Annotated in this window: 22 protein-coding genes; 1 reads left to right on the top strand and 21 read right to left on the bottom strand. The window is 65.5% G+C overall.

All coding sequences use genetic code 11. The features are described from left to right. Positions 1-9: 9 nt before the first annotated feature. The 21 genes from EYE42_RS00765 to nth all read right to left on the bottom strand — a co-directional run bounded on the left by EYE42_RS00765 (position 10) and on the right by nth (position 15,157). Complete coding sequence (locus tag EYE42_RS00765; protein WP_130989406.1) at positions 10-435, bottom strand: NlpC/P60 family protein; 426 nt, start codon at positions 433-435, stop codon at positions 10-12. Further along, positions 428-1,261: a DUF2163 domain-containing protein gene (locus EYE42_RS00760; protein ID WP_130989405.1), complete on the bottom strand. Its 834-nt coding sequence runs from the start codon at positions 1,259-1,261 to the stop codon at positions 428-430. Before EYE42_RS00760 ends, EYE42_RS00765 begins: the two co-directional genes overlap by 8 nt. Beyond that, positions 1,258-1,890, bottom strand: a complete 633-nt coding sequence (locus EYE42_RS00755) for a DUF2460 domain-containing protein (RefSeq protein WP_130989404.1) — start codon at positions 1,888-1,890, stop codon at positions 1,258-1,260. Before EYE42_RS00755 ends, EYE42_RS00760 begins: the two co-directional genes overlap by 4 nt. 15 nt (positions 1,891-1,905) lie before the next feature. Beyond that, positions 1,906-2,562 carry a phage tail tape measure protein gene (locus EYE42_RS00750; protein WP_130989403.1) on the bottom strand — a complete coding sequence of 219 codons (657 nt, stop codon included), beginning with the start codon at positions 2,560-2,562 and terminating at the stop codon, positions 1,906-1,908. A gap of 12 nt (positions 2,563-2,574) precedes the next feature. Next, the gene (locus tag EYE42_RS00745; protein WP_130989402.1) at positions 2,575-2,778 is read right to left on the bottom strand and encodes a rcc01693 family protein; all 204 of its coding nucleotides are present in this window, start codon (positions 2,776-2,778) and stop codon (positions 2,575-2,577) included. Continuing rightward, the gene (locus tag EYE42_RS00740; protein ID WP_130989401.1) at positions 2,775-3,089 is read right to left on the bottom strand and encodes a gene transfer agent family protein; all 315 of its coding nucleotides are present in this window, start codon (positions 3,087-3,089) and stop codon (positions 2,775-2,777) included. The genes EYE42_RS00745 and EYE42_RS00740 overlap by 4 nt, the downstream gene beginning before the upstream one ends. Beyond that, entirely contained in the window at positions 3,089-3,502 is a 414-nt protein-coding gene (locus EYE42_RS00735) for a phage major tail protein, TP901-1 family (RefSeq protein ID WP_130989400.1), read from the bottom strand. The genes EYE42_RS00740 and EYE42_RS00735 overlap by 1 nt, the downstream gene beginning before the upstream one ends. A 5-nt stretch (positions 3,503-3,507) precedes the next feature. Beyond that, positions 3,508-3,933 (bottom strand): DUF3168 domain-containing protein, encoded by a 426-nt coding sequence (locus EYE42_RS00730; RefSeq protein WP_130989399.1) that lies wholly within the window; start codon positions 3,931-3,933, stop codon positions 3,508-3,510. Then, a complete protein-coding gene (locus EYE42_RS00725; RefSeq protein ID WP_130989398.1) occupies positions 3,930-4,268 on the bottom strand; it encodes a head-tail adaptor protein in 339 nt (112 codons plus the stop codon). The genes EYE42_RS00730 and EYE42_RS00725 overlap by 4 nt, the downstream gene beginning before the upstream one ends. Next, on the bottom strand, positions 4,265-4,882 hold the full coding sequence (locus tag EYE42_RS00720; RefSeq protein WP_130989397.1) for a head-tail connector protein: 618 nt from the start codon (positions 4,880-4,882) through the stop codon (positions 4,265-4,267). The genes EYE42_RS00725 and EYE42_RS00720 overlap by 4 nt, the downstream gene beginning before the upstream one ends. Before the next feature lie 194 nt (positions 4,883-5,076). Next, complete coding sequence (locus EYE42_RS00715) at positions 5,077-6,237, bottom strand: phage major capsid protein (RefSeq protein WP_130989396.1); 1,161 nt, start codon at positions 6,235-6,237, stop codon at positions 5,077-5,079. A gap of 106 nt (positions 6,238-6,343) precedes the next feature. Continuing rightward, positions 6,344-6,871: an HK97 family phage prohead protease gene (locus EYE42_RS00710; protein ID WP_130989395.1), complete on the bottom strand. Its 528-nt coding sequence runs from the start codon at positions 6,869-6,871 to the stop codon at positions 6,344-6,346. Between the two features lie 3 nt (positions 6,872-6,874). Then, on the bottom strand, positions 6,875-7,108 hold the full coding sequence (locus EYE42_RS00705; RefSeq protein WP_130989394.1) for a GTA head formation protein, RCAP_rcc01685 family: 234 nt from the start codon (positions 7,106-7,108) through the stop codon (positions 6,875-6,877). Positions 7,109-7,112: 4 nt separating this feature from the next. Then, positions 7,113-8,297 carry a phage portal protein gene (locus EYE42_RS00700; protein WP_130989393.1) on the bottom strand — a complete coding sequence of 395 codons (1,185 nt, stop codon included), beginning with the start codon at positions 8,295-8,297 and terminating at the stop codon, positions 7,113-7,115. Positions 8,298-8,392: 95 nt separating this feature from the next. Then, entirely contained in the window at positions 8,393-9,733 is a 1,341-nt protein-coding gene (locus EYE42_RS00695; protein WP_130989392.1) for a DNA-packaging protein, read from the bottom strand. Then, entirely contained in the window at positions 9,690-10,103 is a 414-nt protein-coding gene (locus EYE42_RS00690) for a permease (protein ID WP_246020532.1), read from the bottom strand. The genes EYE42_RS00695 and EYE42_RS00690 overlap by 44 nt, the downstream gene beginning before the upstream one ends. Positions 10,104-10,379: 276 nt before the next feature. Continuing rightward, a complete protein-coding gene (locus tag EYE42_RS00685; protein WP_130989391.1) occupies positions 10,380-10,823 on the bottom strand; it encodes a hypothetical protein in 444 nt (147 codons plus the stop codon). 108 nt (positions 10,824-10,931) lie between these two features. Beyond that, positions 10,932-12,113 (bottom strand): endolytic transglycosylase MltG, encoded by a 1,182-nt coding sequence (gene mltG, locus EYE42_RS00680; RefSeq protein ID WP_170309486.1) that lies wholly within the window; start codon positions 12,111-12,113, stop codon positions 10,932-10,934. After that, entirely contained in the window at positions 12,113-13,375 is a 1,263-nt protein-coding gene (gene fabF / locus EYE42_RS00675) for a beta-ketoacyl-ACP synthase II (protein WP_130989389.1), read from the bottom strand. Before fabF ends, mltG begins: the two co-directional genes overlap by 1 nt. 109 nt (positions 13,376-13,484) lie before the next feature. Further along, positions 13,485-14,498 carry an adenosine kinase gene (locus EYE42_RS00670; protein ID WP_130989388.1) on the bottom strand — a complete coding sequence of 338 codons (1,014 nt, stop codon included), beginning with the start codon at positions 14,496-14,498 and terminating at the stop codon, positions 13,485-13,487. Then, entirely contained in the window at positions 14,495-15,157 is a 663-nt protein-coding gene (gene nth / locus EYE42_RS00665; RefSeq protein WP_130989387.1) for an endonuclease III, read from the bottom strand. Before nth ends, EYE42_RS00670 begins: the two co-directional genes overlap by 4 nt. 178 nt (positions 15,158-15,335) lie before the next feature. Between nth and EYE42_RS00660 the strand changes: the two genes are divergently transcribed. Beyond that, positions 15,336-15,998: a YiaD family glycine zipper/OmpA-like lipoprotein gene (locus tag EYE42_RS00660; RefSeq protein ID WP_130989386.1), complete on the top strand. Its 663-nt coding sequence runs from the start codon at positions 15,336-15,338 to the stop codon at positions 15,996-15,998. The last annotated feature ends 2 nt before the right edge of the window (positions 15,999-16,000 follow it).

The raw sequence follows: 16,000 nt of genomic DNA, 5'->3' as shown, positions 1-16,000 counted from the left end.
GTCTTGAATTCAGGGAAAGCGGAACCGGGCCACGATCCGGTTCTGCCAAGGCATCGTCAGGGGGCTGTCGATGACGCCATGGGCGTTGTAGGCGTGAATGAAGCGCGGGGCCTCGCCGACGGCGGACATGACGCCCAGATGCTTGGCAATGGCGCCCGCCCGCATCCTGAACAGCAATACATCCCCTGGACGCGTCGGTTCCACCTGTGCGACCGGCACCAGATGGCGCAGCGCGGCCGAAAACAGAACCTCGTGGCCGCCTCCCTCGCCCCAATCGGGCGTATAAGGGGGCAAAACCTCGGGCTCGGACCCATAGCGTTCGCGCCAGATGCCCCGCACCAGCCCAAGACAATCGCAAGCGACTCCCTTCACGCTGGCCTGGTGATGATAAGGTGTTCCGATCCAGGCCTGCGCCAGATGCACAACATCAACCACGTCGTCCCCCCGTCTGCGGCGCCATGATCCAGTCTTCGGAAGGTATGTGAGGAAACCCGCGGAAATTCAGGAAATTATCAAACTTTTTGCGACACGTTTCCGCACGCTTGTCGCAGCCCGCCACGATGCGCACCCGATCGCCGATGTCGGGCAAGATGCCCAAAGCCTGCCACAGTGCGATCTCGCGGCGTCCACCCGGGCTGGCAACGTCGTCCTTGATTGAGGCATGAAGCCCCTCGGCCTTACCACTCAGAACCAGAATATTGCCCCGCTCGAACCAGCCGGGGCCGTAGGCGGGAAAAGCCGTAAAACCCAAAACGCTGCCATCGCTGACTTTTGCAATGCTTGCCTCGGTCATGAACGTCGCGCCAGTCAGGATACGCTTGCAATTGCTGTCACCCAGCCGTGCTGAACAGCGCGGATGAAACACCAGACCGCGGGCTGCATTGAGAGGCTCGGAAAGCCCCCTTAGTTCGGCCCGGAAGGCGCCACGGGAACGAGCAATCTCTCCCAGGCTGCCGGCAAAGATCAGGCGGCGTGATGCGACACGGGTCCAATCTACCTCCCACATACGGACCTCGGCACCGTCCCACCGACCCGCAAGGACATCCTTTTCGGTGATTGCATCATCCGATAGCGCACCTTCGGCTTCAGAGTTGTCAACCGAAAGACCGGTTGCCTGAACCAGCGCGCGGGCCGACATGCCATGGTCCGGAAGAAATCGGATACCCTCAAAGGTCAGGCTGGCGTCATGATCAGTAAAGCCCAGCACCATCCCATCGGCGCGGCGCACCATCCAGGCCCGCGCAATCGTCGTCGCAGTCATACCCGCACCTCGATAACGGGAATGTCGGGGATCTCGCCTGCCTGAAAAGAGGCAACGGAAACAGCGATGCGGTCGGTGTCGAAGCGCACGGGTACGTCAAACTCATAACCTGCCGTTATCTCCGCTCCAGCCTCGGGGGCATCGGCAAAACTGACAACTCCTGTTGCGTGATCTACCGAATAATGCCTACCGGCAAACACTTCGCTTCCGCCGACCCCGGCCCGGACGCTGTCGCGCACAGGCTTCGTGATCGGCCGGACATAGCTGCCCGGACCCGAGGAATAGATTTTGGTCAACGCAAAGACCTTCTGCACGCCGTCCCCCCGGGCGATGACCTGATCGTCAAAGGCCGGCGCGCGCGATGGCAAACAACTCTTGTAATCGGACCAATCCTTCCAGCGAAACCCGTGCAACTGACCCGCACGGGCTTCGAAAAAGGCGATCAGGGCCGCCAGATCGTCCAGCGACCGCAGCCCCATTCCGGCGTCATAACGCCGCCGGGCATGGGCCCAGGGGGTATTGCGCTCCTCGAACCCGCTGGCCAGCGCAACGATCTCGGTCCGCCGCTCTGGCCCGCCCAGCGATCCGAAGGACAGATTGGCCGGAAATCTTACATCGTGAAAAGCCATGAGCCGATCCTGTGTTCAGCCGTTACGTTCGCCACGGGCCATGACACGACCAAGTTGCGCCGCGATCTGGGCCTGGCTGCGCTGAAAGCCCGCAACATCGGGCGTAGAGACGTTCACCGTGACGTTCACCGGCCGCGAACCACCCCCGGCCGACGCAACCCCCAGCCTTCCGTCCGCCCCCCGGCGCAGTGGCATGATGGCTTCGGGACCTGCCTCGCCCATCAGGCCGGTCGCCCCGCGCATGGGAAAGTGCGTCGGCTGGCTGACGACACCGCCCTTGGCAAAGGGCATCACACGCCCTTGGACAAAAGCCCCGCCATTGGCAAATGGCATTGCTCCTGACAGCATGCCGCCGATCCCTTGGGCCAACGATCCGGCCAGGGCATTTTCCACGGGCTTCATTGCCATCGAAAACACGGTGTCCGCAATCGAACGACCTATGCCCTTCAGCGCCTCGGACAGCTTTTCGCCGTCAAAAACCAGCCCGTCAAAGGCCCGTCGCAAGCCGCCCTCGATACCCGAACTCAGCGATCCGACCTCGCGCGCCGTCACGGTTACCGATTGGCGCAGCCGCTCCAGTTCGGCCTCAAAGGCAGCCGTCATGCGCCCGGTATTGCCGAGTCCCTCGTCCAAGTCGTCCAGCGCAGAGCCGAACCCGTTCTTGTTGGCCATCGCCCTCGCCTCTTATCCAGATGTTTCCGTCGGCCGGTCGGGATAGCGCGCCGCCAGTTCCGCCAGCCGGTTGCGCGTCATGGCAGGCGGCCCCGCCTCGACACCCAGCATCAGCGCCAATTCCGCGGGCGTCAGCGCCCAGAACTGATCCGGGCGCAAACCAAGCCCCCGCATCCCGGCCCGCATCAACCCCGGCCAGTCCAGACCGCCAGTCATGCCGGGATCCGAAATGCCCGTGCCAAAAGTTCGGCAGCGGCACGGCCCGCCGCCACCGGCCCGCCGCCGATGTCCACTGTCAGAAGTTCCGCGGCCGAGCCGCTCCAGCCCCCGCCCCGCAGGCCTGCGACAAGCACAGCCAGCACATCGCGGCTGCTGAACCGGCCCTGTTCGAACCGTTCTGCAATGGCCATCAGGCTGTCGGCACCCAGGTCATGCTCTAACTCTGCCAGGGCGCCCAGCGTCAAACGGGCGACGTGGAGGGTGCCGTCCAATACTACTTCGACCTCTCCGCGCATCGGGTTTGCCATCACATGGCCACAAAACTCAGGGCCCCAGCCGAGGCTAACGTCACCTCATAGGTCGCCTCGCCATCGTAGCTCCCGGCATATTCCAGCGCGGTGATCTGGAATGGTCCTTCGACCGTGCCAAAATCCGGGATAACGACCTGGAACCGAGGCACTTCTCCGTCAAAGAAAATCTGCCGTGCACGGCCATCGGTACTAGCGTCGCGAAAAACCCCCGACCCGGAAATCGAGGCGCTGCGCACCCCCGCGCCACCCAGCAGCTCGCGCCAACCACCTTGGCTTTCCAGGCTGGTCACATCGATGGTTTCAGCATTGAACGACAATCGCGAGGCGCGAAGCCCTGCAACCGTCTCGAACGCTCCGCTCCCGGTCATGTCCATCTTGATCAGCAGATCGCGTCCATTCTGTACCGCCATTGGCCCTACTCCTCAGCCAGATCAATCCGTGCGCGAAAGGTCAGATCGACCCGACGCGCAGCCCCGTTTTCAACCCGCCGCGCGCGGGCGCGCAGGAACCACAAAGCGGTAAGTCGCCCTCGGCTTAGCGCCAATTGCGCCTGATCCAGTGCATCGGCAACAGCGGCAGCCGCAGCCTTGACGGCTGCAAAACCTACCCCCTGATCCGCGCCAGACAGAACCGACACGATGAAATCATGTCTCGATCCTGCCGCCGTCACGTCACCCGCATTCCTAACCTCTTCGGGACCAAGCGAAACAAAAACTCCATTCGGCGTTTCTACCGGCATCGCATCAAAGATCGCATCTCCCACAAGGTCTTGCAGGGCGGGATCGGTACGCAACTGCTGATAGACCGCCCCTTGCAGGGCGACGCTTGCGGCAAAGCTCATGTTTGTTCCTCTTCTCGGGCAAAGCAGGTCAGCCACAGACCGGTCGGATCACGTTCGGCCACAGCTTCGATGACAAACCGGCGTGGTCCCATCCGCAGCCTCTGGCCGGCAGCAGGACGCCGTGGATCGCCGTATCGTGCGCCGCGCGTTGTGATGCGCCAGAACACCACACTCTCCGGTCCGACCTCGGCTCCGCGTTCCGTTCCGGTGGTCGCTTTCATCTCGACCCACAACGATCCTATCCTCTGCCAGACGATGCGATAGCCGCCCATCTCGTCGGACTGGCGAACGGGAGTTTCCAGATCCAGTTGAACATTCAGCCGGGGTGTATTCATCGGCTTGCCTCGCGGCTGCCGCGTCCAGCCAGCGTGCGCACCTGACGCCATCGCTCGATCAGTGTGCTGACGCCAAACGGCATTGCACCCCTGTTTCCGTCCATGCCGCGATCTTCATAGTAGCGGGCAGCCAATATGAGGACCGCCTGTCCCAGATCAGCAGGCACCTGATCCCAGCGATCGCCGAATCCTGCAGTAAAGGTCACATTGACCAAACCCCGGCGGGGTACATGCGGCAGGATCACGCCAGCGGGCAGGATCATGGGCCTCTGTCCATGCGGCAGCAGCCGCCAGTTGTCCGGCGGCACTTCTGTCACGGTGCCCATTCCATCGTCGATCTCGATCTTCTCGACGGCAATCACCGGCGCCAGGGGCAAGGTCTGGCCCAGCCTGTCGCGCCAGTCGTCCAATTGCATCCGAAAGCGGCGCGTCAGCAATACCTTGCCGGTACGGGCTTCGATCGTGGCGATGGCGGCCCGCAAAAAACCGGCCAACGCGACGTCCTCGGCGTTGTCTTGGGCGATCTCGAACCCCGTTCCAAGCCGCAAATGCTCGCGCAGCGCCGCAACAGGCAGCGCCTCGGCTGCCGGCGCCGTTTCCTCGATCAGCAACATTTCGCGAACCTCCCGTCTTGCTGTCCGCCTGTCATTCACCGAAACAAGGCCCCCGGCCGGGGCCTTGACCTTGTGTCAGGACGGGAAAGACCGCGCCCGCGCGCCAGCCATCAGCACGCGCGGACAGTTGCAAAGCCGGGATGGCCGGCCACCCGCGCGCGGTCTTTCCCTTCACCCGAACCCGTCGTTTGGGGTCAGGCGAACTTCAACAGCTTGACAGCACGGAAATCGGTCACCCCGCCGCCCACGCGCTTGGTGGCATAGAACAAGACATGCGGCTTGGCGCTGAAGGGATCCCGCAGGACGCGCAGGTCGGGGCGCTCGACGATGGTATAGGCGGCGCGGAAATCGCCAAATGCGACGGCCAGGGAATCGGGACCGATGTCGGGCATGTCTTCGCTGATCATGACCGGATAGCCCAGCAGTTGCGGAGTCTGCCCGGCAGCCAGCGCATCGGTCCACAGGAACCGGCCATCGGCATCCTTCATCTTGCGGATCGCAGCCGCTGTCTTCGAATTCATGACAAAGCTGGCGTTGACCCGATATTCGGCGCCCAGCGCATAGATCAGATCGATCAATGCATCGGCAGGAGCCGCTGCATCAAAGCCGCCAAGCGAAGCCGTTTCGATCACCCCGATGGTATTGGCCCCGGCTGTCGAATTCGACGCAGTCGGATAGGAAAGAATGCCTCGCGGCTTGGACTGGCCATCACCCACGACGAATGCGGCCGACTCGGACCGGGCAAACTTGTCGGCGATGCGCTCGGCCAGCCAGGCTTCGACATCAAAGGCCGCGTCGTCCAGCAGACGCTGGCTAGCCTTGGGCATGGCCGACAGTTCATGCAGCGGGATCGAGATACGCTCGACATTGCCTGGTGCCGTGTCGGCGGCGGAATCCTCGTCCGCCCAGCCCGCACCCATCTCGTTCTTCTCGACCAGCACCTCATAGGTGGCGGACTCGATGGTCACGACATTGGCCAGCTTGCGCAGCGAAGCACCGGACCGCAGCACGTTCTGGACCGTTTCCGCAACCTGCGGCGCTGCCAGGAAACCGCCGTCGCCAGCGACCGTCAGCCCTTTTTCCTCGATGACCAAGCCGCGCAGGCCGTCATCGTCGCCGCTGCGCAGATAGGCGCTGAAGGCTTTCTGATGCGGCGCCTCGACCTCGGCCACGGTGGACAAGGGCGCGCGGCCGCGGATGGTCTTGCGTTCAAGCATGGTCATGCGTTCTTCCTGTGCAGCAAGTTTCGTCTGGATGTCATTGCGGAAACCTTTGAGCTCGCCGACGAACCCCCGCATGGCTTCCTTCAGGTCGACGGCCGTGCCGCCACCCTCCGCGGCTTTCACCTCGGTCATGATCTTCTCCTCATCGCGATGATCGGGGCCGACCCGCCCCTTGTTTTCGGACCACCATGGCGATCCAAAACCCACAGACCGGGGGGGCTTCATCCCCCCGAAACCATCAAACCCGCAGCGCCTCGGTCGCGGCAGAAAACAATGCCGCAAATTCGCGCAGATCGTCCGAATCCTTGCGACCCACCTTGGCCTCGGGCAGCATCGGGAACGTGACCAGCGACACTTCCCACAACTCGACCTCGGCCAGCACGCGGCGGCCCTTTTGGTCGCGCTCGGCGCGGATCGTGCGATAGCCGATCGACAAGCCGTCGATCGCGCCCGCCTGGATGAGCGCGGCAGCCTCCCGCGCCAGGGCGACCTCTGGCAGAAGCCGTCCCTTGACCCACAGGCCCTTCTCGTCCTCGCTGATCTCGTCCCAGACGCCGATGGGCTTTTGCGGATCATGCTGCCACAGCATCCGCACCTTGTCGCCCTTGGCCGCCAGCCTTGCCAGCGATGCGCCAAACGCCCCTGGCGCCACGGCATCCCCTCCCTGATCGGTAAGGCCGAACAGGCTGGCATAGCCCTCGATCATCTGTCCATCCGTCAGGACCGGCGCCCCGCCTGCGAATTTCACCTCAAGTCCCGGAACCATGCCTCAGCCTCCTTTGGGCGCGAATTCAAGAATGCCCTGCACTGCCTGCGTCAGGATCACGGCCACGACGCCATAGACGGTCATCCACAGGCGCCTCTCCAGCCCTTCGATCAGGGCCTCGATCCGCTCCAGCCGCTTTTCCACGGTGCCGAATTGCAGCGCCATGATCCGTTCCTGAGCCTCGAATCGCTGGTCGTGCCAACCGAAGCTGTCCTTCACAAAACGCGACCCCTCCATGGGATCACGCCTCGGCCAGCGGCGGCAGGCCCAGCAGCGCCCGCTTTTCCGCATCCGTCAGGAATGTCGCCGCGCCGATCCGCGCCCATTGCTGGTCTCGCTCCTCGGCCAAGGCCGGAATGCGGTCGGGGTCGGGGCGCAGCTCGAATTCGGCACCCAGATGCTCGGACAGCCACCAGGCGACTGACGCCGCCACCCGCGTGGCCAGCGGCAGCACGGTCAGGCGATAGAACGCCCGGTGCGCCTCGGCATAATTGGCATAAGTCGCGTCACCGGGAATGCCCAGCAGCATCGGCGGCACGCCGAAGGCCAGTGCGACTTCGCGTGCCGCCGACAGCTTCGTTTCATGAAATTCCATGTCGCTGGGCGAAAACCCCATTGGTTTCCAATCCAGCCCGCCTTCCAGCAGCATCGGGCGCCCCGCGTTGCGCGCGCCCTGGTGGTTCATCTCGATCTCGCCCACCAGCCGGTCGTACTGCTCGGGCGACAGAACCCCCTGCCCGTCCACGCCCTTATAGACGATGGCGCCGCTGGGCCGGGCCGCATTGTCCAGCAGGGCCTTGGACCAGGCGCTTGCGCTGTTGTGCACGTCCAGCGCCACCGCTGCCGCCTGCATGGGGGACAGGCCGTAATGGTCGTCCTGCGGATGAAAGGATTTGACGTGGCAGATCGGGTCGGGACTGCCGGTCATATCGAACCGGTGCTTGCGCCCGCCCACCGAATAATCATAGGCGATGGGCCATCCATCCGCGCCCGGCACGATGCTCATCCGGTCGGAACGCAGGATGTGCAGTTCCTCGGGCAGACCCTGCGCGCCCAGTCCCGCGGCCTCGACATAACCGTTGCCCGACAGCAGCATCTGGCCGAACAGCGCCTCGAACAGTTCGGCCCGCCCCTGCCCCGGATTGGGCCGCCGCAGCAGATCCAGCACCGGATGAATGTCATAACGCCGGTCGCGATCCTCGCAGATCAGGGGCACCGCGGCCCCCGCCTCGGCAATCAGCTTGACGCAGCGAAAACCGACCGGGTTGCCCACGAAACCGCCCCGCGTCAGGCTGGCGGTATCGCGCGACGACCAGACCGCGCGGCCCGCGCCGCTGGCCAGCGCCACAACACGGCCCGTCGCACTGGCCTTTCTTTCTGGCGGGGAAGCCTGCTTCTCCTCCCGCGAAAACAACCGAAACGCCATAGCTCGCCTCCATGCCAACGAAAAAGGGCCGCCAAACGGCAGCCCTTTCATCTTGGTCCAAATATCCCGGGGTCCGGGGCAGCGCCCCGGCTTTCTTACAGCCGCCGCATCTGCGGCCGCCGCCAGCTTGCCCCCGGCTCGATCACCAGTTCATGGATCGCCCAGACCAGCGCATCCAGCCGGTCGGGACTGCCACGGCCCTCGAACCCGCGCACCGTCATCTGGCACATCTGGTCCTCCAGCGCGCCCAGGCCCCGCAGGTGCTTGACGCGTCCCTGCTCGTACAACGCCGCAACAGGCTCGGCCCGCAGTCCCTTGCCGCGGCCTGCCCGCAGCGCCCGGAACGGGACCAGCGGGTCCACCTGCCTGATCACGCTCTCGACCAGATCGCCGCCCTGGTTCACCTCGGCAACCAGACGCTCGGCGCCATGGCGATCCATTGCCGCGATGGCGGCACGCGCCCAGTCCAGCGGCCCGCCCTTGATCGTGGCGTCCTCAAGGACATAGGCCGTCCAGGCGCCCGGCTCACCATTGGTGACAACGCCTGCCACGACGATCCCGCATTCGTCGCTGGCCTTGCCCGCCGTCACGGCAGGATCGACCGCCACGACAACGCGGGACAGCTTGGGCGCCCGCTCGATCCGCGCACCTTCCAGCATCGCTGTGGTCCACAACGCGCCTTCGACATCGTCCAGCAGCACGCCGTCCAGTTCCTGCCGCCCCAGCCGCGTGCCGCCGTAACGCGATGCCACCTCGGCCAGGAAACTTTCCGCCAGATAGGCGCGGTTCGCATCGGTCGGCGCGTGCGTCGTCACGGTCGAGGCGTTGCCCAGGATGCGCTTCAGCACGCCCACATTGCGCGGCGTCGTCGTGACGACCTGCTGCGGATGATCCCCCAGCCGCAGCGCGAATTGCAGCATGTCCCAGACATCCTCTGACTTCTTCCACTTGGCCAGCTCGTCGGCCCAGGCCGCGTCGAACTGGGGCCCGCGCAAGGCCTCTGGCTCATGCGCGGAATAGACGGTGGCAGTCGCACCATTGGCCCAGACCAACCGCCGCCGACCGGCCTCCCAGACCGGGCGCCGGTCGGGGGGCGAACAGGCCAGGATGCCCGATTCACCGAACACCATCACCTCGCGCACCTGGTCGAAGGTTTCCCCCACCAGCGCCAGACGATGGCATTTCCCCGGTGCGGCGGCGGTCGGTCCCTCGACCATCCGCCGCACCCATTCGGACCCGGCACGGGTCTTGCCCGCGCCGCGTCCGCCCATGATGACCCAGGTCTTCCAGCAGCCCTCGGGGGGCAACTGGTGGGGCAAGGCCCAGAACTCGAACAGCCAGGGCAGTGCCATCAGTGCATTCTCGGACAGACCGCCCAGGAATGCGTCAACCTCATCCGGCGCGGCGGAGGCAAGCCAGGCGGCGCCCGATTTCATCTCTTGCCCCGTCAAGGTCGAGGCTGCCGCCTCCGACCCCTCCGGCGATATCCTTGCGTAGCTTGTCAACCCTGTTCCTTTCCGCCATCAAAAGGCCCACCGCCTCGCGGACGACCTTTGCGGTTTGCATGGCTTCCTTCAGCTCGGCAGGGTCGACGGCCCCGCTTTGCTTGGCCTCCAACGCGGCCTCGTGACGCTTCAGATCCTTGACATAGGACCAGAACAACCCCTCGGCGACGGCGATGGCCTCGCTTGGGTCCATCTCCGCCGCCGCACTGGCAATCGGCACTGTATCCGCCCGAACCCGGTCGTGCCCGGCCACGAACGGTCCCTCGGGATCACCGACCCCGCGCCATTCCATATCGTTCATGCAAACTGTCCCGCCTCGTGTCCTGTCCGCACGAGCCGAAAATCGAAAAAGCGGCCTTGGGGTCGCCCCCGGCCGCTCGTTCAACTTTCCCAGCATAGGTATGTTCTACCTGAGGGCGTTCGGTTAGTCAATCACTAAACCATGGCGCGCACAGGTTGCAGTATATTCACCTTTCAGAACAAAGCCCTAAATGGCGCAACACCCGCGCAACACCAAGGGTCGGACGGATGCGTCAGCCCTGTTTCCCGACCGTCCGCGCCCCATGGGAAGGGGGAATCATCCGGTCTTGTTGTTGTTGTCCTTGGGCTTGCTGTGGGCCTCGGTGGCGGTCGCGATCGCGTTTGCCGCCTCGTCCTGCATCTTCTGGGCAAAGCCGACCATCTGGGCCGCATAGGCTTCGGCCCATTCGGGGAAATGCCCCGATTTCATCGCCGCCGCCCGCATTTCCTCGCCCTTCTCGCGCATCTTCTGGAACTGATCCTCCCAGGCGGACTGCATGGTCTGCCACTGGTTGCGGACATTTTCCCCGGCTTCCTCGAAATAGCTGCGGATCTGACGGTTCATCTCGTCCTGGCGTTGCATGGTGGTTTCCTGCCACTTGCGGGCGCCGGCCATCATTTCCTCGTTGCGGGCGTTCATCTGGTCCTGCCACTCGGCCATGCGCTGCTCATAGGTGCGCGCGTTTTCGGCCAGCGTGGAAAACATGTCCGACAGTTTCATGGCTCATCCTCCTGCAATGGTCGCCGGGCCGGATCGCAAAAGCCCGCCCTCTGCCGCAAGCCTGCGACCGGGGGCGGGCTTTGTCAAACCCTTTGAACGGCTTGCGGTTCAGCCGTCGCCCTGCACGGGACTGGACGGATCGCCGCCCTGCTGACGCTCGATCTCGCGCCAGCGGGCAACGGCGGCGTTGTGTTCCTCCAGCGTGCGCGAGAACGCGTGCCCGCCGGTCCCGTCCGCCACGAAAAAGATATAGTCCGTGGTATCCGGGTTCAGCGCCGCCTGGATCGCCGCCCGCCCCGGATTGGCGATCGGCGTGGGCGGCAGGCCGTCGATGCGATAGGTGTTATAGGGCGTCGTGGCCGCCAGTTCGGATCGCCGCAGCCCGCGATCCAGGATGCCCTGCCCGTTCGTGATGCCATAGATCACCGTGGGGTCCGTTTCCAGCCGCATCCCCCGCTCCAGCCGGTTGACAAAGACGCTGGCGACCTGCGGGCGTTCCTCGGGGACGCCGGTTTCCTTTTCCACGATGGACGCCATGATCAGCGCCTCCTCGGGCGACTCGTAGGGCAGGCCAAAGGGGCGCGCCTCCCATTCCTCGGCCAGAATCGTCGCCTGCCGCTGCGCCATCTCGGCCAGCAACGCGTTGCGGTCGCTGCCCTTCTCGACCTCATAGGTGTCGGGCGCCAGGCTGCCTTCGGCAGGGATGTCATCGACCTCGCCCGTCAGGAACGACGCGGCCTTCAGCGCCTCGACCACCTGCCAGCTTGTCACGCCCTCGGCCATGGCGACGCGCAGCCGGGCACCGGGGCGGTCCACCGCCGCCAGGATCGCCTCGGGCGCGGTTTCGGTCGCCGGGTCATAGCGCGCCATTTCCTCGAACGCGCCGGTGTCGGGATTCAGGTCGCGCAGCAGCACGGTGTTCTCGCGCACGCCCACGCGGACCAGAACCTCGGTCCCGCAGGTCGAAGGCCCGCCCGCCGTGATCGCCTCGACAATCTGCGCCATGCTGGCGGCGGGCGGCACCAGATAGCTGCCGAACTTCAGGTCCCGCGCCTTGTCCAGATAGTCGGTTCCGGCCCGAAAGACATAGGCATTGCTGATCGCCCCCTGTTCCACCAGTTGCTGGCTGACGGCGTTCAGGCTGGCGCCGCGCGACACCTGCACACACTGGGCAACCGCGCTTGGCCCCGGCCCGCTGAACTGATGCTTGCCCCAGGCCACCGCCGCCGCGGCGGCGATCAGCAGCACGATCAGCAGCGTCAGGAAATTCGAGGCGATGTTGCGCCACATCATCCGCGGACCGCCCCCAGAACCAGCGACGCATTCGTGCCGCCGAAACCAAAGCTGTTGGACAGCGCCACATCGACCCGCCGCCGGACGGCGGCATTGGCGGCCAGATCCAGCCTGGGCTCCACCGCCGGGTTGTCCAGGTTGATCGTGGGCGGGCAAATCTGGTCGCGGATCGCCAGCACGCAGAAGATCGCCTCGACCGCGCCGGCCGCGCCCAGCAGGTGGCCGATGCTGGATTTGGTGGATGACATCACCACGTTACCCGCATGATCGCCCAGCAGGCGTTCCACCGCGCCCAGTTCGATGGTGTCGGCCATGGTGCTGGTGCCATGTGCGTTGATGTAATCCACCGCCGACGGCTCCAGTCCCGCAGACCGCAGCGCGTTTTTCATCGCCCGGAACCCGCCATCGCCATCCTCGCTGGGCGCGGTGATGTGATAGGCGTCGCCCGACAGGCCATAGCCCAGGATCTCGGCATAGATCCGCGCCCCGCGCGCCTTGGCGTGCTCGTATTCCTCCAGCACCACGCAGCCCGCGCCCTCGCCCATGACGAACCCGTCGCGGTCCGCGTCATAGGGCCGCGAGGCCGCCTGCGGATCGTTGTCGCGTTTGGTGGACAAGGCCTTGCAGGCATTGAAGCCCGCGATGCCGATCTCGCTGATCGGGCTTTCCGCGCCGCCCGCGACCATCACGTCGGCATCGCCCAGCGCGATCAGCCGCGCCGCATCGCCGATCGCGTGCGCGCCGGTCGAACAGGCCGTGACGACCGCATGGTTCGGACCCTTGAACCCGAAGCGGATCGACACCTGCCCCGACACCAGGTTGATCAGCGCGCCGGGAATGAAGAACGGCGACACCCGCTTGGGGCCGCGCTCCTTGATCAGCACCGCCGTTTCCGCGATCGAGGTCAGCCCGCCGATCCCCGACCCGATCATCACGCCCGTCCGCTCGCGGTCCTCCTCGGTCTGCGGCTCCCAGCCGGAATCCTTCACGGCCTGCTCGGCCGCGGCCATCCCGTACAGGATGAAATCATCGACCTTGCGCCGGTCTTTCGGCTCCATCCAGTCGTCGGGATTGAAGGTGCCGTCGCTGCCGTCGCCCAGGGGAATTTCGCAGGCGTATTTTGTCACCACGTCCTTGGAATCGAACCGCGTGATCGGCCCGGCGCCGGATTGCCCCGCCAGCAGCCGTTCCCACGTCGCCTCGACGCCGCAGGCCAGCGGCGTGACCATCCCCAACCCGGTGACAACAACCCTGCGCATCCACGATGTCCTTTTCGCTGCCCGTTCGTTCCGGCCCTGATACACGCGGCGGCAGAACGGCGCAACGCCGGGGGCATGGCCCGCTTGGGGCCTTGTGCGGCGTCGCGCCTCAGGTCAGCCCTTCGGCCCGGAAATCGGCCCGCAGATCCCGTTCGGGCCGCGGCCCCACATGCCCGATCACCTCGGCCGCCGCGATGCAGCCCATCCGCCCTGCCACCGCCAGCGGCAGGTTCAGGGCCAGGCCATAGATCAGCCCCGCCGCGAACTGGTCCCCCGCCCCGGTCGCATCCACCGGCACGATCCGGTGAACCGGCGCGGTCACCCGTTCCCCATCCCGGATCAGGATCGCGTCATTCCCGGACCGCGTGCAGATCACCGTTCCGCAATCGGCGGATGCCAGCCGCAGCGCCTTCTCCAGATCCGTGACCTGATAGAGCGATTCCCATTCGTGGACATTGCCGATCACGTAATCCATCGGTCCGGCGACCAGACGGCGGAAATCCTCGCGATGACGGTCCACGCAGAACGGGTCCGACAGGGCGATCCCCGCCTGCCCGCCCGCCTGATGGCAGGACCGCGCGGCCTTCAGGAACGCTTCTTTTCCCTTCGGCTTGTCGAACAGATAACCTTCCAGGAAAAGCCACCCAGCCCCTTGAAAGACCGACGGATTCACGTCCTCCGGCCCGAGTTCGGCGGAAATCCCCAGATAGGTGTTCATCGACCGCTCGCCGTCCGGCGTCACAAAGATGATGCTGCGCGAGGTCGGCAACTGATCCCCGCCGACCGGCGGGTTGACGAACACCGTGCCCGCCGCCTCGGTCTGTTCGGCATAGGACAGGCCCAGGGCGTCATCGGCCACCCGCCCAATAAAGGCCGTGCGCAGCCCCAGCATCCCGATGCCCGCCAGGGTGTTGGCGACCGACCCGCCCGGCACCAGGCGCGATTGCGCACGGCCCGGCCCATGGTCATCGGCCTGCGCGGCCATCAGGTATTCCGACCGCTCGCGCTCGATCAACTGCATGATGCCCTTCCGCACGCCCAGGGCCGCCAGCCGTGCATCATCGGTGGGAGAGATCACATCCATCACCGCATTGCCGATGCCGATCACATAGGGGGTGGTCATGGGGTCTTCTCCTCGAAGGGGCACAGGTCGTGGACAGGGCACACCGCGCAGCGCGGCCGGCGGGCCTGGCAGATGTATCGGCCATGCAGGATCAGCCAGTGGTGGGCATGGTCCTGAAACCGGACCGGCACATTGTCCTCGATGGCGCGCTCCACCTCGTCCACGTCGCGGCCGGGGGCGATGCGGGTGCGGTTGCCGACGCGAAAGATATGCGTATCGACGGCCTGCGCGGGATGGCCGAAGGCGCTGTTCAGCACCACGTTCGCGGTCTTGCGACCCACCCCCGGCAGGCGCATCAGCGCGGCTCGGCTGTCGGGAACCTCGCCGCCGAATTCCTCGTCCAGGATGCGCGACAGGGCGATGACATTTCTGGCCTTCTGGCGGAACAGGCCGATGGTCCGGATATGCTCGGTCACGCCGTCCAGCCCCAGCGCCAGCATCTTCTGCGGCGTGTCGGCCACCGCGAACAACCCCCTGGTGGCCTTGTTCACGCCCACGTCCGTCGCCTGCGCGGACAGGGCGACCGCAACGACCAGGGTAAAGGGAGTGGTGAATTCCAGTTCGGTCACGGGCACCGGATTCGCCGCGGCCAGACGCGAGAAGATCGCGACCTGCTGGGCAAAGGGCAAGGGCTGATTCACGCGGCGGGTCCGGACCATGGCGCCCCGCTTTTGACCGGCCCCGCCCGGCATTGCAAGCCCGGCCGGGCGCAGGGGGATTTTTACGCCAATCCAGCGGCTTCCACGCAGCCGTGACTTTTCTTTCCCCCGGAACTGCGCCAGCATCGGGACGTTGAGCGGTAGCCGGGAATACCGCAGTCGAGGAAAGGAAAATTCCATGAACCTCCGTGTCATCACCCTTTTGGCCGCATCGGGCCTGGTCGCCCTTGGCGCCTGCGCGCCCACCGACGGCACCGGCACGGCCGGGATGAGCCGCACCCAGCAGGGCGCGCTTGCCGGGGCTGCGGTCGGCGCCGTTCTGGGCGCCACCCGCGACAGCGACAGCAACAACGAAGGCCGCGATGCGGCGCGGGGTGCGATCCTGGGGGCTGCGGCGGGGGCCGTTGCGGGCAACGTCCTCGACCGCCAGGCGCAGGCGTTGCAGCAGTCGCTGTCCAACCCGAACATCCAGGTGATCAACCGCGGCTCCTATCTCCAGGTCGTCATGCCCGAGGGGATCCTGTTCGCCACCGGATCGGCGGCCGTATCCGGCGCCGCGCAGAACGATCTGTATGCCGTGGCGCAGAACCTGAACCAGTATCCCAACAGCCTGGTCGAGGTGGTGGGCCATACCGACAACACCGGCAGCGCCGCGCTGAACGCCGACCTGTCCCAGCGCCGCGCCCAGTCGGTCGCGGGCATCCTGTCGGCGGCAGGGGTGTCGTCATCGCGCCTGGTGGCGCGGGGCGCGGGCTTCAGCCAGCCGGTCGCCTCGAACGACACGGCCGCCGGCCGCGCCCAGAACCGCCGGGTCGAGATCCTGATCCGTCCGACCAACTGACG

The sequence above is a fragment of the Paracoccus subflavus genome (genome assembly GCF_004310345.1).
In the GTDB taxonomy this organism is placed as follows: domain Bacteria; phylum Pseudomonadota; class Alphaproteobacteria; order Rhodobacterales; family Rhodobacteraceae; genus Paracoccus; species Paracoccus subflavus.
The sequence above is the reverse complement of the archived record's forward strand: the minus strand, read 5'-3'. Positions and strand labels throughout refer to the sequence as shown.